This is a genomic window from Bifidobacterium sp. W8104, from assembly GCF_016100735.1.
In the GTDB taxonomy this organism is placed as follows: domain Bacteria; phylum Actinomycetota; class Actinomycetes; order Actinomycetales; family Bifidobacteriaceae; genus Bombiscardovia; species Bombiscardovia choladohabitans.
In genome coordinates this window covers 834,880-857,451 of record NZ_JACFRW010000001.1, presented here as the reverse complement: position 1 = coordinate 857,451, position 22,572 = coordinate 834,880, and the positions used below count along the sequence as shown (strand labels likewise).

The following is a 22,572-nucleotide window of genomic DNA, read 5'->3' as shown; positions in this document are numbered from 1 at the left end:
GAGCATGAGCGTCCAACTGGTTGAGGAGCGCCGCTACGACCAAATCATGAAGGATCGCGTCCTTCCTGACCTGGCCTCCTGTCGCAGTGATGGATGGATGATCTCCCATGATGGCGGCGAGGACGGGGGAACCTTGTTGGACAAGGCCCATCTCGGCGGCGTGGACCCCTCCCGGCTCCTGCATTACGTCTGTTATGACAGGACGCTGTTTCGCCAAGGTGCGGTGGAGTCCGGCTCGGCTCGTGTGCGCGGGGCCGTAATCATCTCCTTCGGTTTTTCGGAATTCGCCGACAAGTATCAGGAGATGGCCTGGTACTTCCTGATGCAGGGGTACTCCGTCTGTATTCCCGAGCATTGGGGGCACGGTTTCTCCGGCCGTGGTGTGAACGATCCCAGCCTGATCTGGGTGGATCATTGGCAGCGGTATGTGGCGGATCTGGCCGCCTTCTGCTCCCAGGTGGGCCAGCAGTATGCCCAGGACAATCCCATGATGCTCTATGCCCACTCCATGGGCGGCGGCGTGGCTGCGCGGATGCTGGAAACCTTCCCCTCGCTTATCGATAAGGCGGTCCTGTCATCGCCCATGATTGCGCCGCGGACTGGGTTCATGCCCTCGGTGGCCTGGACGGCGACAAACGCCGCCTGCATGATGGGCCGTTCGCGCAGCATGGCTCCGGGGTTCGGCCCATTCCTCCCCGAGCTGGACATGGGCAAGTACCCCAATGGCAGCCAGGCACGGGTGGCTTGGACCCATAAGTTGCGGGCCAAGGAGCTGCACTACCAGACCAGTGCCGCCACCTTCGGCTGGGTAAGGGAGAGCCTGGAGATGAGCCGGGCCATACTGCGGCCCGACCGGTGCAGTCGGGTGGAGACCCCTCTGTTGCTTTTCCAGGCTCAGCCCGACCGGTTTGTGCTGCCGATGCCCCAGAACCGTTTTGTCGACCAGGTTCAGCAGGGCGGCTGTCAGGCCACGCTGGTCCGCATCCCGGACAGCATGCACGAGCTCTACCAGATGCCCGACAAGGTCCTGAGGCCTTACTTGGAACGCATCTTCGACTTTTTCGACCAGCCCTGGTGGCTCGCTGACGACCGCTGATCAGACGTTGAGCAGATCGGCCAGCAGAAAGTCATCACCCTGCTTTTTAGCCGAGGTCACTTCCCTGTACAATTCCCAAGCTCTGACCAGCGCATCAGCATCATTCCAGTATTGATTCAGAAAAGGATATTTCTTGATGTTGCGAAAGTTGCGCTCGTCCCGTCCCAGCTTCTCCTTGCAGAAGAGACTGGGCTTCAGTTTACTGTTTTTTGCGCCGCGATGGTGCGACTTCCAACTGTTGTACTCGTCCAGCTTGTCCTCGCGATAGACGATCAGCATCTCGATCTCGGGATGCGTGGTGACGTTAATGGTCCTGGCGTGCTTGGCGTAAGGCTGGCGCAGCAAGGTGCGGTGGCCCAGCTGGTCCTGTATGCAGAGGATGGTCACGTTTCGCCCGTAGTCCTGGGTCAGGAAGTCCCGAGCCAGGCTCTCACCGCTTCTGTCGCGGGTTGACCAGGCATCGTCGTTGTAGGGATCGGTGATGATGCGATCCCGATCGATGAAGGTCAGGTGCTTGGTGACCAGTTTATCGACAATGACCTGCTCGGCAACGCCTTCGCATGAGAAGAGAACCGCATCGTCCCCGATGGCCCTTGCAAGTTTCTCTCGTCTGCTACGCATGATGTTCTTGCTTGGTGACCTGGTCAGCTACGTATTGACGCATGGCCTTGAGTTCGGCTGCCTTGGGAGCGGTGCCTCCGATGTAGTTGGACAGGAAGACCTCGCTGTGTTTGAGTTCGCCGCGCCTGACTGCCTCTGAGTAGTTGATCGCCTGGATGCCCTTGCGCTCGTCTTCGCCACGTCTGAGGAAGTAAATATTGTCCTTGCGCTGGATCAGGTCGAGCAGTTCCGCGTAGTGGGTCGTGAACACCAGGGTGGCGCCGTGGGGGTTGCTGGTCGTTGACATGAAGAGGTTGATGATCATGCGCACCAGCTCCTTGTTGATGCTGTTCTCGATTTCGTCGATCAGCAGATAGCCGCCGGTGCGCAGGACCCGGATGGCTACTTTGACGATTCGGGATCCGCGGACTGTGCCCAGGGAGAGCAGTCCGCCCGTGTCCATGTTGGACATGACCACCTCTTGAGAGGTGCCGGCGAATCTCAGATGGGCGCGGTGTTCCTGGTCGATGTGGAAGTAGTCGATGCTGTCATCGAAGACGTGCAGCACGGGATCGGCAATGGTGCCGACTGGGACGATGGGGAAGTACGTTTCTGGTCCGATGCGGGCGATGACCTGAGTCAGATCCGTCTTGGTTTTTGGCAGAACGATGCTGGAGTGAGGCGAGAGGTAGTCGAAAGCCTCCTTGGTCAGATAGGTGTCGGTGGATGCATCGCCTGAGGATTGGGCTGCCGGACGCCGGACCTTGATCAGTTCCGAGCGTTGTTGGAAAGCGTCTGTATTGCGAAGCACGGACTTGGGCAGGGACTTGCGTGGATACTTCCAAAGCTGTTCCTGAGAAAACTGATAAGTGCTATCTACTAGCGGGTCCGTGCTTTCATCGGCGTTGTCGTTCCGGACCGCATCCAGCTGTGATTTGAGCAGATAGAACTGCTGATTGGACTCGAATATCAAAGAGATCTGCAGGCTGGGCCCGAAAGCGCTGAGGGACCTGACGGAGGACAGCATAGGGCTGGCATCCCTGCTCAGAATGCTGACAGCCAGAGCCAGGGCGTTGAGTGCCGTGGTTTTGCCAGATGCATTGATGCCTGTAAGGCACAGCACGTTCTGCGCGTAAATGTGACTGCCTGGACTGTTCTCCAGATAAGTCAGTCCGTTGCCAGGGGTTTTCGAGCGGACCTGGTCGCGGGCGTAAAGATCCAGGGCCAGGGTCTGGTTTTCAAAGGGTTCAAGGCCCTCGACGACCATTCTGAGCAGACGCATGATAGTCACCAATATTCCTGTAGACATAAAAAGTGTCTACAGGAATATGATACGCCTGCAATTTTACTTGTTGAGCACCTTCTCTGGATCGGCATCGAAGGTATTGACGCAGTTCTGCGAGCAGAAGTAGTAGGTCTTGCCCTGGTAGTCGCGCTTGGCTGCGGCTGTGTTGGGGTCGATGGTCATGCCGCAGACCGGGTCGGTGACTTTGCCCGTTGTTGCCTGATCCTGCTGCATGTCGCCATGACGATGGAAGAGTCCCATCTCGTTTCCTTTCTCTTGGTTGTGTTCTTGGTGGGTGGAAATACTGAGGTCCCTGGTCAGGGCATCCATGTCGATTGGCTTGGCCTCCTTGACCGGCCTGGCCTTCAGGGGCGTGTGCCGAAGCCGGTTGGCGTTGAGCACCACTGATAGGGATGAGAAGGCCATGGCTGCGCCGGCGATCATGGGGTTGAGCAGGAGGCCGATGAAGGGGTAGAGCACGCCGGCGGCGATGGGGATGCCCAGGCCGTTGTACCCGAAGGCGAACCAGAGATTCTGGTGGATGTTGCGCATGGTTGCGGCAGACAGGTCGATGGCCTTGACGGCCGCGTTCAGGTCGCCCGAGACCAGGGTCACATCGGCGGACTCGATGGCCACATCCGTTCCGGTACCGATGGCCATGCCCAGGTCGGCCTGGGCCAGGGCCGGGGCGTCGTTGATGCCGTCGCCGATCATGGCCACCTTGTGCCCCTGGGCCTGGAGGGCCTTGACGATGCTCGCCTTGTCCTCGGGATGGATCTGCGCCACCACCCGGGTGACTTCGACCTGGCTGCCGACCTGCTCGGCGGTGCCTTGGTTGTCGCCGGTCAGCATGATGGTCTGGATGCCGCGCTCGTTCATGTCGTGGATGGCCTGCTTGGAGCCGGACTTGACCTGGTCGGTCACGGCCAGGACCCCGGCAAGACTGCCGTCGATGGCTACGAAGATGGTCGTGCGGCCCTGATCCTCCCAGCTGCGAGCGGTGGCGAAGAGGGATTGCGGGCCGGCTTGGTCCGCCATTTCGTCCTCAAGTTCGATTCCCTTGCCCTCAAGCAGCCTGCGGTTGCCGACAAGAACATGCGAGGTGCCCTTGCTTCCGTCAAAAGAGCCGGAGGGGAAGGTCGCATCGATGCCGGCGCCGGTGACCGAGTCGAAGTCCTCGGCCGGGACCAGATCCAGATTCCGATCCTTGGCAGCCTGGACGATGGCCTGGGCCAGGGGATGCTCGGAATTGCTCTCGGCGCTCGCGGCCGCTCTGATCAGCAGGTCCTCGTCCAGCCCCTGCACGCTCAGGGCATCAGCCAGTTCAGGCCGGCCCTGGGTGATGGTGCCGGTCTTGTCAAGGACGATGGTATCGACGTCATGTGCCCCCTGCAGGGCCTCCGCCGACCGGTAGAGCACGCCGGCACGGGCGCCGCGTCCGGTACCGATCGTCACGGACAGGGGGGTGGCCAGGCCCAGGGCGCAGGGGCAGGCGATGACCAGGACGGAGACGGCCGCCACGATTCCGTATACTCCGCGGGGCATGGGGCCGAACGCCCACCAGGCCACGAAGGTCCAGAGCGCCACCAGGATGACCCCGGGAATGAAGATTGACGATATCCGGTCGGCCAGCTTCTGGATGGGTGCCTTGGAGGTCTGAGCCGTCTTGACCAGTCGGATGATCTGGGCCAGAACCGTGTCCTGCCCTACCTGGGTGGCCTTGTAGCGTAGGGAGCCTGTGCCGTTGACGGTGGCTCCAACCAGGGAATCGCCCTCCTGTTTGAGGACGGGCATGGGTTCGCCGGTCACCATGGATTCGTCCACTGAGGATGAACCGGAGATAACCTGACCGTCCACCGGCAACTTCTCGCCTGGATGGACCTGAATCACGTCTCCGACGGCCACATCGTCGACGGCGATCTCCTGGGTGGTCTCCCTGCCGTCCTGGCCGGTCCTCACCACGGTGGCGGTCTTGGGCCTCAGTCCGATAAGGGCGCGGATGGCATCGCCGGTGCCGCGCCGGGCCCGTGCCTCCAGGATCTGGCCGAGAATCATCAGGGTGATGATGGTCCCCACGGCCTCATAGTAGGGTTCACGGCTTCCTTCAGGCAGGAGCTGCGGGGCCACGGTGACCACCAGTGAGTACAGGAAGGCCGTGGCTGTGCCCAGGGCGACCAGGGAGTTCATCTCCGGTGCCCGGTGTGCCAGAGCCAGCCATCCGGTGCGGTGGATGGGCCAGCCCGAGTAGAACATGACCGGCAATATCAGGACCAGCTGGACCCAGGGGTTCATCAGAATGTGGGGCATGGGCAGGAACATGCCGAACATGGCCGGGATGAAGACCGGGAGTGTGAAGACCAGGGCCACGATGAATCGCCTGGTCAGGTCACGGATTTCTGCCGTGCGCTCCTGATCCGCCTCGTCCTGGTCGCTGCCGCTAGTGGTCTGAGTGGGTTTGGCGGATTCGGTGGGTTCGGCTTGTGTGCGCTTGCTTTGTGCCTGTTTGGATTGTGCCTGTGCGCTGCCGGTCGTCGGTCCGTCGGTGGCACGGAGCATCCCGTGAAGCATGTTCATCCCGCAGGCGAAGGGGTAGTCGCCGGCCTTGGGCGGGGTCAGCTGGACGGTTGAGGTCTGGAAGGCGGGCAGGGTCTTGTCGATGTTGAAGTCGTTGAAGACCACATGCGAGGAGCACTCTCCGCTCTCCTGGCGGTCGAAGACCAGCTTGACCGGCCGCCCGGCCTGGACCTGGATCAGCTGGGGGCTGTATCCGCCCTTGACCGTGATGTGGACGGTCTGGACGCCGCCCTCATCCCTGGCTTGGGTGGCCTTTCTGGGCGCGAAGAAGTACCGGATGATGCCCGCCGTGATGGCCAGGGCCGCGATAAGGACCAGGATGCTACTCATGTGGCCCACTATACCCCCCAGGGGTATACTGATAGTGAATTTCGAGATGGGTTTCATGAATTCGAGTCAGCCCTGGCTCCGCCATGAAGGCCATGGGTCGACCAGAAATGGAGTGAATCGTGCCCGGATATGCCAAGGACAAAAAGCGGACCATCACCAGACTCCGGCGTGTCGAGGGTCAGGTCAGGGCCATCGAGCAGATGGTCGAGTCAGACACCTACTGCATCGACATCCTCACCCAGATCGCCGCCTCGACCAGTGCCCTGAAGTCAGTGGCCCTGACCCTGCTGGACGACCATATGGACCACTGCGTCCGCGAGGCCGCCGAAAAGGGAGGCGAAGAGGCCGACGAGAAGATGCAGGAGGCTTCCGAGGCCATCGCCCGCCTGGTCCGCTCCTAGCAGCCCTCGTCAGACAGGCTCAGTCCGCCCTGGAATAGCAGTCCATAAGCAGCGGGTATAGGCGTTCTTCCGGGAATCGTTGGACTTCCGCTTCTTTCCTGTTAGATTGAACCCCAACCCCGGGCCGTTCGGTCCTGGGGAGAACGGATCGATGAGGGAGAGGCAATGTCGGAAACAAGTTGGGATTGGGCGGCCCTGATAGTGGTCGTCATTCTCTTTGTGGGGCTGGCCCTGCTGAGCAGGAAGACCAAGGTCAACTTCAGTTGGCGGGTCATCATAGCGACGGTGTTGGGAATCCTGGTGGGTGTGGGCTTTTCCGGTCACACGACCTATGTGGGGGCATTCGGCAACGTCTGGTCCGAGGTCATTTCGGCCCTGGTGGTACCCCTCCTGCTTTTCAGCATCATCGCCAGCATCAGCCGCATCGGGGGGTCTGGTCGGTTGAAGAACATCAGTGTGAAGACCATCGTTCTGCTCCTGGTCAATACCTTCACAGCCGCCGTGATCGCCCTGGTTCTGGGACTGCTTTTCCAGGTCGGCAAGGGGTTCAATCAGGCCCTGCCCAAGGGGACCAAGTCCCACGAGGTGCCGGGAGTGCTCGATACTCTGGTCGGCCTCTTCCCCTCGAATCTTGCGGAAAACTGGGCCCAGAACCAGGTCATTCCCGTCGTGATCTTCGCCATCCTCCTGGCAGTCTCTCTGAACAAGGCCGCCTCGACCCCACGCGGCGAGCAGAGCGTGGCCCCCTTCAAGGCTTTCGTGGAAGCCGGCAATGTGGTCCTGTCCAAGGCCACCCAGATCGTGGTCGGCTTCACCCCCTATGCGGTCCTGTCCCTGATCGCCGCCGCCATTGGGCGCAGCAATCTGAAGAGCCTTCTGCCCCTGCTGGCTGTGCTCTTGGTGGCCTACCTGGGCCTGGCTATTCAGCTCTTCCTGGTCCAACCCCTGATCCTGGCCCTGGTCGGCCGGGTCAATCCTCTGCCCTTCTTCCGCTCCCTTTGGCCGGCGGGCGTGGTGGCCTTCACCTCCGAGAGCAGCATCGGCACCATTCCTGTCACGGTCCGTCAACTGCGCTCTGCCGGCGTTCCCGAAGAGACGGCTTCCTTCGTGGCCAGCCTGGGAGCCAATCTGGGCATGCCCGGATGCGCCGGACTCTGGCCCGTCCTTCTGGCGGTCTTCGCCATCAATGCTCAGGGGATTCCTTACACCCCCCTGCGCTTCGGCCTCCTGATCGTCTTTGCCCTGGTGGTTTCCGTGGGGACGGTGGGCGTGCCCGGCACAGCCACGATCACCGCCACATCCCTCTTCACCGCAGCTGGCCTGCCCGTACCCTTCATCGCTATCATGCAGCCTATTTCCCAGATTGTGGATATGGGCCGCACGCTGGTGAACGTGGCCGGTGCCGCCAATACAGCAGTCATCGTGGCCAGGACCGAGAATGAGCTGGACCTTGACCTTTACCAGGGTCGCAAGGTCTTCGACGACCAGGATATTGAAGCGGACGAGGGGATACAACAGCCAGCAGACTAGGCCCGGACGCGTTCCATCCCTGCGCACATAAGCAGGAAGGCACCCACCCCGTGCATGTCGTTGATGCTGGTGGGTCGCCGGCAGTATTCCTCATAGCTTCCAGGGCCGGTCCCTACGCAGATATCGCCGATGAGGAGGTCATCTCCCTGCCACTCAAGGCTCTTGATGACCCCCTCATACCCCTTGTTGGCCGCTTCCAGATAGGCCTTGTTCAGAATGCCTTGGCCTACGGCCTTGCAGATGGCGGCCACGAAGAGACAGGTGCAGGAGTTCTCAGGCCAATTACCCTCCTGGCCGACCTTGTCGAGAACCTGCCACCAGCGGCCGTCGGGGCCCTGATAGCGGCAGACTGCGGTCAGCAGGTCACGGACCAGTTTTCGCAGATCCTCGCGGCCCGGGTGATCCTGCGGCAGCAGTTCCAGCTCATTGACCACGGCCATGGGCACCCAGCCGATGGACCGCCCCCAGTATTCGGGCGAGAGGCCTGTCACAGGGTCGGCCCAAGGTTCCTTTCGATCAGGATCATAGGCGTGCCGCCAGAGCCCGGTTTCAGGTATGCGGGTTTTCTTCTGCATCAGGAGGGCCTGTCTGACGGCCTCGTCCACCAGATTTCTGCGTCCGAAGCGGGTACCGTATTCCACCATGATTGGGCCACCCATATAGAGCCCGTCCAGCCACATCTGCCGCGGCACTCCGTCGTTGTGCCAGAATCCGCCCTCGTCGTTCTTCGGATAGGCTTCAAGGTCGTCGGCCAACTGGTCCAGGCCGGTCTTGTACCGGGGGGATTCGAAATGGTCATAGAGAGGGAAGAGGAGGATGCCTGGCTGAATGTCGTCCAAGCATACGGGATCATGGTTGAGCACGTGGCCCTGGTCATCCATGTTGGATTCGATCCAACCCCTTATGTACTCCAGATAGGATTCGTCTTTGTTGATCAGGTAGGTTTGGTGCACTCCGGACAGGAGGACGCCCTGATGGTAGTGGAAATGGCGAATCGGCGGCAGGTCGGCCGGGTTCGGATAGGTGCGGCGGAGTGTGTCGACCGCTGCGTGGGCATACTCCAAGGGTGTTGACGGGGTCTGAACCATGGTGCCTTCCTCGTTGATGGGCTGGTTTCATTGAATATCCTACTGTCTTGCAGCCAGGACGGCCCCCTTGGAATTCCAGCCCGGAGTGTTGGAAAGGCGAGGTTGAAAGCGCCTGCAACTTTCTTGTCGCAGAACTCATTGCCTGATATTTTTAAGCCAATTCGGCGGTGGTGCTGTTCGGTTGTACATCTGCAGATACGGCATACTTTACGTTGTTTCCGCAGGCGCAACAGTCGGTGATGAGGAGGTCATCATGGCAGAGTTCTCCATGTCGAGGTTCTCTTTGAAGGGGAAGGTGGCTTTGGTGACCGGCGCCGTGTACGGAATCGGATTTGCGATAGCCTCCGCCTTGCATGAGGCAGGCGCGACCATCGTTTTCAATGCTTCAAGGCGCTCATCGGTGGACAAGGGGACCCAGGCCTACAGGCGGGCAGGCATCCCAGCCCAGGGCTATGTCTGCGACGTGACTGATGAGGATGCCGTGACTGACATGGTCGACCGGATTGACAGGGAGGTCGGCACCATCGACATCCTGGTCAACAATGCCGGCATCATCAAGCGGATCCCCATGCTGAACATGACTGTCGAGGACTTCCGCAAGGTGGTTGATGTGGACCTCACCGGGCCTTTCATAGTTTCGAAAGCCGTCCTGCCGGGGATGATCGAGCAGGGACATGGGAAGATCATCAACATTTGCTCGATGATGAGTGAGCTGGGGCGGGAGACCGTCTCGGCCTATGCGGCCGCCAAAGGCGGATTGAAGATGCTGACCCGCAATATCTGTGCGGAATACGGCGGTGCCAACATTCAGTGCAATGCCATCGGACCCGGCTACATCGCCACCCCGCAGACCGCGCCTCTGCGCGAGCGTCGGCCCGACGGGTCCAGGCATCCCTTCGATCAGTTCATCCTTTCGAAGACGCCTGCAGCCCGATGGGGCGATCCCTCTGACCTTCAGGGTCCTGCGGTCTTTTTGGCCTCGTCGGCCTCGGACTTCGTCAACGGGCAGGTGCTGTATGTGGATGGCGGCATTCTGGCCTATATCGGCAAGCAGCCTCAGTAAGGCCGGGAGTCAGAGGCTTCCGGAGTACCTGCCCGATGGGATGCAGGGGTTCAGACGGGCAATGAAATCAATCAGTGATGAGGGAGAGTAGGCAGAGCATGAAAGTAGCGTTGATTAACGAGAACTCACAGGCCCCGAAGAACGCCCTGATTTTCGCGACCTTGAAGGAGGTCTGCGACCAGAAAGGACTTCAGGCCTTCAACTATGGCATGTATGGCAAGGAGGGGGAGAGCCAGCTGACCTACGTGCAGAATGGCCTGCTGGCTTCAATCCTGCTCAACAGCAAGGCGGCCGATTTCGTCATCAGCGGGTGCGGAACCGGTCAGGGGGCCATGACGGCCCTGAACAGTTTTCCTGGCGTGGTCTGTGGGTTGGCCGTGGATCCGACTGATGCCTACTTGTTCAGCCAGATCAACGGGGGCAATGCCCTCTCCATTCCCTTCGCCAAGGGGTTTGGATGGGGAGCCGAGCTGAACCTGAAGCTGATTTTTGAGCGTCTCTTTGCCGAGCCAGCCGGTGGCGGCTACCCCAAGGAGCGTGCGGTGCCCGAGCGTCGCAATGCCGGTATCCTGCGTGATGTAAAGAGTCAGGTCTATCGTCCGTTGCCGGAGGTGCTGGAGCGGATTGACCAGGGCTTCCTTAAAGAGACTATTTCAGGCGAGCATTTTGCAGAGTACTTCATGGCCAATGCGGAGGGGGGAACGATCAAGGAGATGATTGCCGCTCGCCTGTGAAAGCCACTTGGCTGGCCGGGATATAAAAAGACGCCGTCGACAGGGAGGATTCCTTGCCAACGGCGTTTCGTTTCGTGCGAACGGAGGGAGTTGAACCCTCACGAGCATCAGCTCACTGCCACCTGAAGACAGCGCGTCTACCATTCCGCCACGTTCGCAGACAACTGGAAAGGTTAGCACGGTTGTCTGCGCGGCGCAATAAGGGCGTGTTGGCTCAGCCCTTGGATCCGTGGGCGTAGAACCTGGCCAGGGTCTCCTTCTTGTACTCGTCGAAGTAGCCGCCATCGATGGACTGGCGGATTTCGTCCAGTAGCCTGACAAAGAAGCGTTCGTTATGGATGGTGGCCAGCGTGTAGCCGTTGAGCTCATGGGCGCGAAGCAGGTGGTCGATGTAGGCCCGGGAGTAGTGGGTGCAGGTGTAGCAGTCGCAGTCCTCTTCGATGGGTCTGAAATCAGCCTTGAACTGGGCACGTTTGATGTTCCAGCGACCGTCACGGGTGAAGACTGCTCCGTTGCGGCCGCAGCGGGCCGGGGATACGCAGTCGAAGGTGTCCCCGCCGTTCTCCACACCTGCGAAGATGTCGTCGACAGCGGCGATGCCCAGCACATGCCTGGGCCGGGATTCGGGCATTTCGTCGCAGATCCAGGCACAGGTCTGCCCCAGCAGCCGTTTCTCTATGGCGCCTCCGATGCCCACGCCGTCGAAGTCCAGGGAGGCGATCTGGCGGGCGGCACGTCGGCGCAGATCCTCATAGTTGGCTCCCTGCACCACGCCGAACAGGGCCTGGTAGGGCTTGCCGGTCCGTGCCTGGGTCAGCCTGTGGTGCTCCTCCACGCAGCGTTTGGCCCAACGGAAGGTCCGCTCCACTGACTGCTCCTGGTAGGTGCGGGTATTCATCAGGGTGGTCAGCTCGTCAAAGGAGAACATGATGTCGGCGCCGATGCGGTGCTGGATGCCCATGGAGATTTCAGCCGAGAAGCGGTGCCGGTCGCCGTTGAGCGGGGACTTGAAGGTGACCCCGTCCTCGTCCACGAAGGCCAGGCGCTCCTTGCCTTCGGCGATCACCTGGTCCGACTTCATGCCGGTCACGTCCATGGCCAGGGTCTTCTTGAAACCAGCACCCAGCGAGAGCACCTGGAAGCCGCCCGAATCGGTGTAGGTGGGACCGTCCCAGTTCATGAACCTGGCCAGACCTCCGGCTTGGTCCAGAATGTCGGGACCGGGACGTTCGAACAGGTGGAAGGCGTTGGCCAGAAGGACCTGGGCACCCAGCTGCCGCATCTGCTCGGGCAGGACGGCCTTCATGGCCGCCTGGGTGGCCACGGGAATGAATGCGGGGGTGTGTATGTCTCCGTGCGGAGTGTGGATGATGCCGGTTCGGCCGTAGCGGCGGCCATCGCGTCCCAGGCCATCGACGCTGTCAGGCAGGCGGTTCAGGGTCTCGAATGAGAAAGCGGTGCGATCGCCGGGTCGGCCCGGCGTGGCTCCCAGCGGGTTGGTGATCAGGCTCATGACTCCACTGTATCCAAGACATCCAACCGTCCCGCTGCCGCCCTGTGTACAGTCGATGTGACTTTCATGCAATGTCCAGATAACATTCAGTATTTCGGCTCTAGACTTGGAAGCAATGCATGCGAGGACCCGCTTCGCCTGTCAGCCGGAAACAGCAAAAAGCGCGGGCGACGGGGTAGATTGACAAGCGTGACCGAATAGCAGGCAGCGGCATCGATCCGAAGGAGCAGAAATGGCTGAAGAGCACAAGGCCGACCCTTGGAGGGGCGGCGATGACGGTCAGTCCTGGCAGCCAAGCCACATCGAGCGCGGGGCCGCCAATCAAGAGCAGGAGACGGGAGCTTCCGCAGACCAGACCGACTCTGCTCAAGTCCCCGTGCCGGAAGAAGGGGACCAGCAGACTCAGGCCTGGGATCAGAGGCCCACGACCCCTATTGCCATGCCTGGTGGCGATGCACGGCCCACGACCACGGAAAACGGGTCGAATGGCGATAGCGGCACCGGGACTCCAGCCTCCGCTTCCAGTGGCTCGACCACAGGGCAGGATGCGCCGACGCAGCAGCAGCCTTACTATCGGCCTGCGCCCGAGTATGGAGCCTACGCGCCAGCAGGCTCGCGTCCGTCTGCCAACAATCCTGCCAACAATCAGGGTCAGCAGCAGCCCAACCAGCAGCCGAACCAAGGGTATGGCTCCGGTCCCCAGCAGGGTTTCTTCGGACAATACGGACAGCCAGGCCGGTTCGGGCAGAATGGTCAGCCTGGCCAGCCTCGTCAGAATGCCGGTCAGAACCCCCAGGGTGGCCGACCCTCCGGCCAAGGCCCCTATGCGCCCTTCGGATCCGGCGGTCCCAACGGCCGGCCCGGTCCTGCCTACCATGCCGACAGCAACATGAGCGGCACGGGCAAGTACGTCTTCACCGCCGTGGTGGCCGCCCTGGTGGCCGCCGCCCTCATGCTGGGCCTGGGCTGGGCGGCCCTGTCCAACGGATGGATCACCCTGCCTTCGTCCTCCTCGCTGAGCGGGGTCTCCTCCAACTCCTCAGGCCAGGGCACGGCCAAGGTCGAGGGAGGGCAGGCTCCTGACTGGCAGGGCATCAGCAAGCAGGTCTCCGAGTCCGTGGTCTCCATCCAGGTGCAGACCAAGAGCGGTGTGGGTGCCGGATCAGGCGCGGTCTTCGACACCCAGGGCCATGTGGTCACCAACAACCACGTGGTCGATGGTGCCCAGGAGATCCACGTCACCCTCTCCAACGGGCAGATGTACACGGCCAAGGTTGTCGGTACCGACACCACAGCCGATCTGGCCATCCTCAGCCTGGACCAGGCGCCCTCCGACCTGAAGCCAGTGAAGTTTGCTGACTCCGAAAAGCTGGCCGTGGGCGAGAACGTCATGGCCATCGGCAACCCCCTGGGCTACGAGAACACGGCCACCACCGGCATCGTCTCGGCTCTGAACCGTCCGGTCTCGGTCATGGACGAGAGCAACAACAACCCCATCGTGACCAACGCGGTCCAGCTGGACGCGGCCATCAACCCGGGCAACTCGGGCGGCCCGACCTTCAACGCGGCCGGCGAGGTCATCGGAATCAACTCCTCCATCGCCTCCATGGCTTCCTCCAAGTCCGAGGCAGGGTCCATCGGCATCGGATTCGCCATCCCATCCAACCTGGTCAAGCGGATTGCCGATGAGATCATCAAGGACGGCAAGGCCAAGCACGTCTCCCTGGGTGTCACCATCCAGAGCAGCACGGCCCAGGCCGACGGGGTCACCCGCGGCGGTGCCAAGGTCACCAATGTGGTCTCGGGCTCCCCGGCTGACAAGGCCGGCATCAAGGTCGGAGACACCATCGTGGCCTTCAATGGTCATGCGGTCAACAACAACTACTCACTGTTGGGCTTCGTCCGGGCTGCCGCCTTCGGCGACTCGGTCAAGATCACCGTGGTGCGCGACGGCAAGACCGCCGAGGTGAACGCCACCTTGGATAGCGAGGAGCAGACCGTGCAGGGCAAGCCCAGGACCAATCGGAGGAATTCGGACGGCAGTGGTCAGGACGGCGACTCCGACCAGGGCGGTTCGGGCGACGACGATGACTCCATGGATCCCTTCCGCTTCTTCTTCGGACAGTGATCCGGGACTGAACCCAGGGGCCGCATCCGTCACTTTGACGGGTGCGGCCCCTTGTCATACTCGCCGTCCATCGCTGACTCCCGCGCGGTATAGGCTTGGAATGTCAAGAGCAGAAGAGAGCCGTGATCCGGCTACGGCTGTCAGGTAGACAAGTCCGGAGCGGGGAAGTGGTCATGTCAAAAATCCTGGGTTTCGCCAAGAAGGTCCCCATGCTTTGGGTGGTTCTGATTTGCGGGCTGGTCATGGGCCTGCTCTGGCACCCCTATCGCCAGGCCGCCCAATGGCTGGTCGCCGTCCTGGTGGCCGTCTCGCTGGTCGATACCCTCAAGGGGATGATCGATGACGTGCGCCAGGGCCACGTGGGCGTGGACATCCTGGCCGTGGTCGCCATCCTTTCCACCCTCGCCGTCCAGCAGTACTGGGCCAGTTGGGCCGTGGTCCTCATGCTCTACTCGGGCGATGCCATCGAGCAGTACGCAGGGAACAAGGCGCAGAACAACCTGACCGTATTGGTCCAGGCCGCCCCTCAGGTGGCCCACGTGGTCCAGGCGGACCTGCCAGAGGGGGAGCATGCCCTTCCCAAGGAGAGCGACTGGAGCACGGTGGATGTCGATAAGGTCCGTCTGAACGACCTCCTGGTGGTCAAGCCCGGCGAGACCGTGCCTGTTGATGGCGAGCTGATCAGCCCCACCGCCACCTTGGATATGTCCACCATCAACGGGGAGCCCATGCCCCGCAGGCTCTACCAGGACGCCCAGGTCATGTCCGGAGCGGTCAATGGTTCGGGTACCTTCCTGATGCGGGCCCGCCAGCTGGCGCGGGACTCCCAGTACCAGCGAATCCTCAACCTGGTGCGCTCCGCCCAGAACTCCCGGGCTGCAGTCGTCAGAACAGCCGACCTGATGGCGGTCCCCTTCACCGTGGTGGCCTTCATCATCGCCTGCGTGGCCTGGATCATCTCCGGTGTGCCGACCCGGTTCGCCCAGGTTCTGGTCCTGGCGACCCCCTGCCCTTTGCTGATCGCCGCCCCCGTGGCCTACATGGCCGGGACCGGGAGGCTGGCCAAGGCGGGGCTGCTGATCAAGACCCAGGACGTGATCGAGAATCTGGGCCGGGTCTCGCACATCTTTTTCGATAAAACCGGCACGTTGACCGTAAAACGTCCCCAAGTGGCCAAGATCGACCTGCCTGAGGGTAGGGAGCAGAAGGTCGATACAGACCGGATTCTGGCCATGGCGGGCGCTGTGGAGTCCTACTCGGTCCACATCCTGGCCAACGGAATAGCCGAGGCCGGGGCCGCTGCCCAGGAGCGGTTGCGGGCATGGAGCAAGGGCCAGACCCATCTGCACGCGCGGGAGGTTCGGGAGGACTCCGGCAACGGGGTCCAGGGCCAGGTCGACGGCCACCAGGTCAAGGTGGGCAGGGCCCAGTTCGTGGCTGACGGGCATTCGAGCGATCTGTTCGGCCCCCTGGCGCCTGACGAGATGGCCTCCTACGTCTCTATTGATGGGGTCTTGGCCGCCAGGGTCGTCATGAAGGACGTGCCCAGGTCGGATGCCGCCCAGACCATTACCCAGCTGCGGGAGTTGGGCATCACCCGTCTATCCATGGTCACCGGCGACAAGGAGGACTCGGCCCGGATCATCGCCGACCAGGTGGGCATCACCGACGTGCATGCCGGCCTCTTCCCCGAGGACAAGACCAATCTGATCGCCAAGGCTTCCAGGGAGGAGCCCAATCGGCAGCCATTCTGGGACATCTGGCTGTCCAAATTCCTTGGTGAGTCAGTGACCAAATCCATCACCCTGATGGTGGGGGACGGGGTCAACGATGCTCCGGTCCTGGCTGCCGCCGACGTGGGCATGGCCATCACCGACGGAACCACCACGGCAGCATCCGAGTCCGCCCAGGCGGTAATCATGAACGACGACATCGCCTGCCTGCCCAGGTCGATCGCCATCGCCCGCAGGACCAAGAGGGTCATGCTCCAGGCGGTCATGCTGGGGCTGACCCTGGCCACGGTGGGCATGCTCTGCGCCGCCTTCGACCTGATTCCGGTGGTTGTCGGCGCCTTTACGCAGGAGGCCATCGATGTGGTTTCCATCCTCTGGGCCCTGACTGCGCTGATAGACCGGGACTGAGGCCATTTCGCGACGCTTGGTGAAAGTCCCGGGGATGGAGCCCGACTAACTCTGTTCCCTACCTTTGCTTTGCGTTAGGCTGACAAGCATGAGCGATATTAATGTCAATGATTCCACCATGCCCGCACCGGCCCGCGGCGAGGAAGCCGACTCACCCCTGCGCGTGGCCGTCATAGGCGCGGGGCCTGCGGGGGTCTACGCCTCTGACATCCTGCTGCGGCAACTTCGGGAAAAGGGGACAGACCTGGGTCTGGGCGACCGGGCCCGGATCGATTTGTTCGAGAAGCTGCCCGTTCCCTTCGGCCTGGTCCGTTACGGCGTGGCACCGGACCACCCCAGCATCAAGTACATCGCCGGCGCCTTGGAGAAGACCCTGGACAACCCCGAGATTCATCTCTATGCGGATGTGGAGTTCGGCAAGGACATCAACCTGGATGACCTGCTTGAGCGCTACGATGTGGTGCTCTTCGCCACCGGCGCTGTGGACGACCGCCCCCTGGAGATTGCCGGGCATGAGCTTGATGGCGTTCACGGGGCCGCCCACTTCGTCGAATGGTATGACGGCTATCCCGACGCTGACCAGGACTGGCCCCTTGACGCCAGGCAGGTGGCCGTCATCGGAGGCGGGAACGTGGCCATGGATGTCTCCAGAATCCTGATGCGGCGGGCCGACGACCTGCTGGGCACCGACATCCCTGACAATGTCTACCAGGGGATTCAGGGCAACCAGGCCCGTGAACTGCACATGTTCATCCGTCGCGGCCCGGCCCAGGCCAAGTTCTCGGTCCAGGAGCTGCGCGAGCTGGAGAAGCTGCCCGGGGTGCAAATCGTCATCGACGAGGAGGACTTCGACCTGGATCAGGAGACCATCGACCGGGCCGGTGCCGATAAGCTGACCCGGCAGATGCTGGAGGAGCTCTTCACCATCAGGGAGATGGCCGAGGACATGGCTGAGGACGGCGGCGTCGACTTCGAGGGCAATCCAGCCGACCGCCGTTTCTATATGCACTTCTATCGGATGCCTGCCGCAATCATCGGCCAGGACGGCAGGGTGACTGGCATTCGGGTGGAGAAGACCAAGGTCACGCCCGAGGGCACCATGGAGGAGACCAGCCGGTACGAGGAGTACCCGGTTCAGGCCGTCTACCACGCCATCGGCTACAAGCCTGCCGAGGTTCCCGGCATTCCTTACGACTTCTCCGGCTATACCCTCTCTAACGTCCACGGTCGCGTGACCACTGCTCCCGAGGGGCAGGACGGCCGACCCATCAATCGTCTCTACGCCACGGGTTGGGCCAAGAGGGGACCTGTGGGTCTGATCGGATCCACCAAATCCGATGCCCTGGAGACCATCGGCAACATGCTGGATGACCTGGCCGCCAGCCCGACTCGTGGCCGCTTCGCCAAGGACCGCGACGACGATTCGATTGACCGTTTCTTGGCAGACAAGGGCATCCGGCCCATCGACTTCGCCGGCTGGAAGCGGGTGGATGCCTACGAGCGTGCCGAGGGCGCCAAGGCCGGCCGCGAGCATATCAAAGTCATCGACCCCGACCAGCTCCGCCAGCTTGCTCACGGCGAGTAGGCGATCGCTCTTAGGCCTGTGTTGACAGTGACAGGACCTGGATGAGGCTCATGAATCCTCACCCGGGTCCTATTTTCTTAGTATTCAATACTGGGTGCTTACTGCAGACGGATGGGCCTCGCGTAGCTATCATTGTCATTAGAGCCCATCACGGAATCGAAGGAGCGTGACATGGCTAACTTGACTCTCTATCCGGCCACCCTCCAGTGGGCCGTTGAGGAGGGTGATGCCGATCCAGTGGCCCTGTCTCAGCGCCGAGGGCTTGGCCAGTTGCCGGATTGGCTGGAATCCAAGGAACCCGTGTCTGTATCCTTCAACAAGGTAGAGCAGCTCAGCAGGGCCCTGCATGTGCCCTTCGGTGCCTTGGTCCGGTCGGTTGTGCCCCAGCGTCGTTCTGAGCCTCTGGTTCGTTACCGGACTGTAGGCAATACGTCTGTGCAGCCCAGCAAAAACCTGCAGGACACCATCGACCAGATGCGATTCAGGCAGGAGTGGGCCAGGGATGAATTGCTTGAGTCCGGCCTGGATGCCAACCCACTGGTCGGTTCGGTGCGCGATGCCGACCATGACGATGCCCTGGCTGATGCGCTCCGCTCCACCCTTGGGTTGGATGGGCGCTCTGCCTGGGAGGGCGGCGATTCCAGCGATCGCTTCCGTCAGCTCAAGGAACGTGCCTCTAAAGCGGGCATTATGATCATGCTCAACTCCCAGGTGGGCTCCGTGAGTTCTCGAAAACTGGATCTCCAGGAGTTCCGGGGATTCGTGCTGATCGACGACATGGCCCCGCTGGTGTTCATCAACAGAAACGACTCCTTTGACGGCATGATCTTCACCTTGATTCACGAGGTGGGACACGTACTGCTGGGCACTCAGGAGCTCTTCGACGGCATTGGCGGCCAAGGGGATCGCAAGGCCACGGAGCGCGCGATAAATCGCGCAGTGGTAAAGGCCGTGATTGACGATGAGCGCTTCCGGCGGCTCTGGCAGGAGAAGTTGGACGCGGGCAAGGTGCCGGCGGACGCCGCGGAGTCCATAGCTGGCGACTTCCATCTGAGTGCCTTGGCCATGGGGATACAGGCCCATCAGTTCGGCTTGACTGACGAGGATACGCTCGAGGAACTGCGGGCACGAATGGATCGGCATCTTCAGGACAAGGCCGCTCATCATCAGGAGCAGGAAACCCATGGTAATGGCAACAGGACCAATGCCTCCAGGGTTGACACCGGTTTCGTCCGCCTGGTCAATGCCGCCATGGACGGGGGCAGACTGGCTCCGACTGAGGGCTTCGATCTGGTGGGGGTGCGCTCCCCGCAGTCTTATCAGGGATTGATTCGTGAAAAGAAGCTGATATGACCGCTACCCTCTACCTGCCTGATTCCAACATCTTCATCGCCTCCTACCGGCTCAACCATCCTTTCGACTACAAGGAGTTTCACCCCTTCTGGCGATGGATGGAAAAGCTGGCTGAGGACAAGGCGATTGCCATGGTGGATGTTGTCTACGAAGAGCTGGTCAACGAGCAAGCCGCTGATCCCGACATGCTGGATCTTTGGGTGCGTGCAATGTTCAAAGGCCGCCAAATAAGTCATAAGGACGACAGATATGCGCAGGTCTATGCGCAAATCCAGGATTATTTGGTCACCTGCGGGCAGTATACGGAAGAGTCGCGCCAATACTGGGAGCCGGAGAGCAAGGCGGATCCCTGGCTGATCGCCGTGGCCAAGGTCGAGGGAGCAGTCATCGTGACGGACGAGGCCCGGGTCCCGCTGCAACAGGGGCAGCACATGAAGAAAGAGCCCAAGATTCCTAACATCGCAGACCATTTTGGGGTAAAGACCATGAATCTTCGTCGGTTCTTCGATGTCAACGGGAGGTTGAAGAAGGTCCAATATGTTCCTCCTAAGTCTCAAGGTAAGAGAAAAGCTGTGAGCCAACCAGGCCTATTCTGAATGGGTGGTAGGGGGAGAGTGGGCTCAGCAGCCTCATCTTTTCAGCGGTCGTTCAGCAAAAATTCAGCGGTATTGTCTACCATGGAATCCATGAATGGCAAGCTGAAGGTTCACGGACATTTCAACGGCCTGAAAACGACGCTTTTGTTCGCCCTCATGTGGGCCGTTATCATGCTCATCTGGTGGCTGACCGGCGGTCGCCAGGGCACGCTGGGCATCTATATCCTCATAGGCCTGGCCACCACTTTCGGGTCCTACTGGTTCTCCGACAAGGTGGCGATCGCCTCCATGCATGCCCGGCCGGTCAGCGAGCAGGAGGCCCCCGACCTTTATCGGATCGTCCGAGAACTGTCGGGGAGGGCCGGCAAGCCCATGCCCCGCATCTACATCGCCCCCACCGACTCTCCCAACGCTTTTGCCACAGGCCGTAACGAGCGCCATGCCGCCGTCTGCTGCACCCAGGGGATTTTGCGTATCCTCAACGAGCGAGAGATTCGCGGAGTGCTGGGCCACGAGCTCATGCACGTCTATAACCATGACATCCTGACCTCTGCTGTGGCTTCGGCCATGGCCACGGTCATCACCTACCTGGGATACTCCCTCATGTATTTCGGCGGCGACAGCCGGGACAGGGATAACGATTCCGGCGTCTTCGGCCTCCTGGGTGTGCTGATCAGCTCGATTCTGGCCCCCCTGGGCGCATCCCTGATCCAGATGGCCATTTCCCGAACCCGCGAGTATGACGCCGACGAGGACGGCAGCCGGCTGACCGGGGACCCGGCGGCTCTGGCATCGGCACTGAACAAAATATCCTACGGGTCTCAGGCCGTGCCCATGCCTCAGACCGCTGGCACCCAGAGCGCCGCTGCCATGATGATCGAGAACCCTTTCTCGGTCAAAGGGTTCAGTAGGTTATTCTCTACCCATCCTCCCACCGAGGAGCGCATAGCCCGTCTGATGCAGATGAGCCAGGAGATGGGGCAGCAGACCCAGGTGAATTCCGGGCGTGGAGCCCAGGTGGGGTACTGAGAGACCAACGGGCTCATGCGCCTGTACACCTGTCAATAGCGGTGGCCCTCTCCCCGCTGCCTTGGTCGATAAATTCGGAAACGGTCAGAGGGGCCAGACATCAGGCCGGGCCTTCTGACCGTTTCCGCCTTAATGCCCTCAGCTGCGAAGAATCCAGCTTGTCATAGAGGCAACGAGGAATCGGAGGCTTTTGGTTATCCGTCTTTTAGATCTGAATTCTGCGACCATCGCAGACCACGGTTTTGACGGACCATTCGGCCGGGTTCAGGAGGAGGAGGTCGGCAGCATAGCTGGGTGCCAGCAGGCCCAGCGGAGCACCGGTAATCGGGTTGGGGCGGTCCAGCCCCAGGGCCCGGGCAGGTGTCAGCGTGGCGGCTTCCACGGCCTGGGGGGCTGGCAGGCCGATGGACTGAACAGCTCTGCCGACTGCCACATCCAGGGTCAGGGTTGAACCAGCGATGGCTCCGTTGGAGGTCAGACGGGCGTGGCCGCCCTTCACTGTTACGTCCAGGGAGCCCAGCTTGTAGGCGCCGTCCTCGCAGCCGGTAGCCTCCATGGCATCGGTGACCAGGGCTATCCGATGGGGGAAGAGCCTGAAAGCCAGGTCGACACAGGGGTCCTGCACATGGAAACCGTCGTTGATCAGCTCGGCCGTGATCCGGGGGTCCTCCACGGCGGCCGGAATGGGCCCAGGCTGACGGTGGTGGATGCCGTTCATGGCGTTGAAAACATGAGTGAGTATGTGGGCGCCGGCATTGAAGGCGCGACGGGTCTGATCGTAGTCGGCATCGCAATGGCCGACCGCAGGGATCACACCGGACCCAGCCAAGCGGGATATGGCCTCGTAGCCATGGTCGCGCTCGGGGGCCAACGTCACCTGACGTATGCAACCGTCGGCAGCTTCCAGGAAGCGGTCAAGAACCGCTGGTTCAGGATCGCGCAGGCACTTGGGATCGTGCGCCCCTTTACGGGAGAGGGCGATGAAGGGCCCCTCCAAGTGGGCACCCAGCACATCGGGCCTGGAGTCCATGACCCGCCTGACCGAGCGCAGATTTGCGCACATCGTGTCGACCGGGTTGGTGATCAGGCTGAGCACCTGCCTGGTGGTTCCATGGACCATATGACAGGCCCTGGCTGTGCGAATGGCATCGTCGCCGTCATCGAAGGAGTGAACCCAGCCGCCGTGGGAGTGGATGTCGATGAACCCGGGGGTGAGGATGAAGCCGGCTGCGTCGATGAACTCCACACCGTTCGCATTCACGTCATGGGTATCTGATCCAGGCTGGAAGGAGGGCGGCAGGTTGGGCAGGCCAGAGGCCCTCAGGGCGGATTCCAGGCTCTCCCTGCCTTGCCCGACCTGCTCAATCCTGCCATCCAGGGCCAAAATCCAGCTGTCTTCCCTGATTCCTCGGGCGTCTATCAGCCTTGCGCCTGTCAGGACAAGGGGATGGGCCGGTCCATTCAGGGATGATTCGACCGCGAGCCCCGCCGACTCGTATGCTTCCTTGGACATGTTTGGTTTGCCT

The 22,572-nt window shown here is 61.4% G+C and carries 17 protein-coding genes and 1 tRNA gene; 11 read left to right on the top strand and 7 right to left on the bottom strand.

Annotation, left to right across the window (positions count from 1 at the left end):
• Positions 1-4: 4 nt before the first annotated feature.
• Positions 5-1,096 (top strand): alpha/beta fold hydrolase, encoded by a 1,092-nt coding sequence (locus H3U89_RS03255; protein ID WP_198178515.1) that lies wholly within the window; start codon positions 5-7, stop codon positions 1,094-1,096.
• Here H3U89_RS03255 and H3U89_RS03250 read toward each other — a convergent pair whose 3' ends face one another.
• From H3U89_RS03250 to H3U89_RS03240, 3 genes are all read right to left on the bottom strand, one after another.
• Positions 1,097-1,717, bottom strand: coding sequence for a hypothetical protein (locus H3U89_RS03250; RefSeq protein ID WP_198178516.1), 621 nt, complete (start codon positions 1,715-1,717; stop codon positions 1,097-1,099).
• Complete coding sequence (locus H3U89_RS03245; RefSeq protein WP_232345721.1) at positions 1,710-2,978, bottom strand: AAA family ATPase; 1,269 nt, start codon at positions 2,976-2,978, stop codon at positions 1,710-1,712. The genes H3U89_RS03250 and H3U89_RS03245 overlap by 8 nt, the downstream gene beginning before the upstream one ends.
• A 63-nt stretch (positions 2,979-3,041) precedes the next feature.
• Complete coding sequence (locus H3U89_RS03240; protein ID WP_198178518.1) at positions 3,042-5,885, bottom strand: heavy metal translocating P-type ATPase; 2,844 nt, start codon at positions 5,883-5,885, stop codon at positions 3,042-3,044.
• A 119-nt stretch (positions 5,886-6,004) separates the two neighbouring features.
• On the opposite strand from H3U89_RS03240, the gene H3U89_RS03235 reads away from it, so the two are divergent.
• Together H3U89_RS03235 and H3U89_RS03230 are read left to right on the top strand one after the other, a co-directional pair.
• Positions 6,005-6,286: a metal-sensitive transcriptional regulator gene (locus tag H3U89_RS03235; protein WP_029679038.1), complete on the top strand. Its 282-nt coding sequence runs from the start codon at positions 6,005-6,007 to the stop codon at positions 6,284-6,286.
• 165 nt (positions 6,287-6,451) lie between these two features.
• Positions 6,452-7,816: a dicarboxylate/amino acid:cation symporter gene (locus H3U89_RS03230; RefSeq protein ID WP_198178519.1), complete on the top strand. Its 1,365-nt coding sequence runs from the start codon at positions 6,452-6,454 to the stop codon at positions 7,814-7,816.
• Here the strand turns inward: H3U89_RS03230 and H3U89_RS03225 are convergent.
• Positions 7,813-8,904, bottom strand: coding sequence for a glycoside hydrolase family 88/105 protein (locus H3U89_RS03225; RefSeq protein ID WP_198178520.1), 1,092 nt, complete (start codon positions 8,902-8,904; stop codon positions 7,813-7,815). The genes H3U89_RS03230 and H3U89_RS03225 overlap by 4 nt on opposite strands.
• 253 nt (positions 8,905-9,157) lie before the next feature.
• On the opposite strand from H3U89_RS03225, the gene H3U89_RS03220 reads away from it, so the two are divergent.
• Together H3U89_RS03220 and H3U89_RS03215 are read left to right on the top strand one after the other, a co-directional pair.
• Positions 9,158-9,967 carry a gluconate 5-dehydrogenase gene (locus tag H3U89_RS03220; protein ID WP_198178521.1) on the top strand — a complete coding sequence of 270 codons (810 nt, stop codon included), beginning with the start codon at positions 9,158-9,160 and terminating at the stop codon, positions 9,965-9,967.
• Positions 9,968-10,065: 98 nt separating this feature from the next.
• Positions 10,066-10,701: an RpiB/LacA/LacB family sugar-phosphate isomerase gene (locus H3U89_RS03215; RefSeq protein WP_198178522.1), complete on the top strand. Its 636-nt coding sequence runs from the start codon at positions 10,066-10,068 to the stop codon at positions 10,699-10,701.
• Between the two features lie 75 nt (positions 10,702-10,776).
• On the opposite strand, the gene H3U89_RS03210 is transcribed toward H3U89_RS03215, so the two are convergent.
• Both H3U89_RS03210 and tgt read right to left on the bottom strand, forming a co-directional pair.
• A tRNA-Leu gene (locus tag H3U89_RS03210) sits at positions 10,777-10,859 on the bottom strand.
• A gap of 56 nt (positions 10,860-10,915) precedes the next feature.
• On the bottom strand, positions 10,916-12,214 hold the full coding sequence (gene tgt, locus H3U89_RS03205; RefSeq protein ID WP_198178523.1) for a tRNA guanosine(34) transglycosylase Tgt: 1,299 nt from the start codon (positions 12,212-12,214) through the stop codon (positions 10,916-10,918).
• A gap of 232 nt (positions 12,215-12,446) precedes the next feature.
• On the opposite strand from tgt, the gene H3U89_RS03200 reads away from it, so the two are divergent.
• From H3U89_RS03200 to htpX, 6 genes are all read left to right on the top strand, one after another.
• Positions 12,447-14,342 carry a S1C family serine protease gene (locus H3U89_RS03200; RefSeq protein ID WP_198178524.1) on the top strand — a complete coding sequence of 632 codons (1,896 nt, stop codon included), beginning with the start codon at positions 12,447-12,449 and terminating at the stop codon, positions 14,340-14,342.
• Between the two features lie 173 nt (positions 14,343-14,515).
• A complete protein-coding gene (locus tag H3U89_RS03195; RefSeq protein WP_198178525.1) occupies positions 14,516-16,483 on the top strand; it encodes a heavy metal translocating P-type ATPase in 1,968 nt (655 codons plus the stop codon).
• A gap of 118 nt (positions 16,484-16,601) precedes the next feature.
• Positions 16,602-18,068, top strand: coding sequence for an FAD-dependent oxidoreductase (locus H3U89_RS03190; RefSeq protein WP_198179409.1), 1,467 nt, complete (start codon positions 16,602-16,604; stop codon positions 18,066-18,068).
• 171 nt (positions 18,069-18,239) lie between these two features.
• Positions 18,240-19,421, top strand: a complete 1,182-nt coding sequence (locus H3U89_RS03185) for an ImmA/IrrE family metallo-endopeptidase (protein ID WP_198178526.1) — start codon at positions 18,240-18,242, stop codon at positions 19,419-19,421.
• The gene (locus H3U89_RS03180; protein ID WP_198178527.1) at positions 19,418-20,017 is read left to right on the top strand and encodes a DUF4411 family protein; all 600 of its coding nucleotides are present in this window, start codon (positions 19,418-19,420) and stop codon (positions 20,015-20,017) included. The genes H3U89_RS03185 and H3U89_RS03180 overlap by 4 nt, the downstream gene beginning before the upstream one ends.
• 90 nt (positions 20,018-20,107) lie before the next feature.
• Positions 20,108-21,046, top strand: coding sequence for a zinc metalloprotease HtpX (htpX, locus tag H3U89_RS03175; protein ID WP_045934854.1), 939 nt, complete (start codon positions 20,108-20,110; stop codon positions 21,044-21,046).
• Between the two features lie 205 nt (positions 21,047-21,251).
• On the opposite strand, the gene nagA is transcribed toward htpX, so the two are convergent.
• The gene (nagA, locus tag H3U89_RS03170; protein WP_198178528.1) at positions 21,252-22,559 is read right to left on the bottom strand and encodes an N-acetylglucosamine-6-phosphate deacetylase; all 1,308 of its coding nucleotides are present in this window, start codon (positions 22,557-22,559) and stop codon (positions 21,252-21,254) included.
• Positions 22,560-22,572 lie beyond the last annotated feature (13 nt).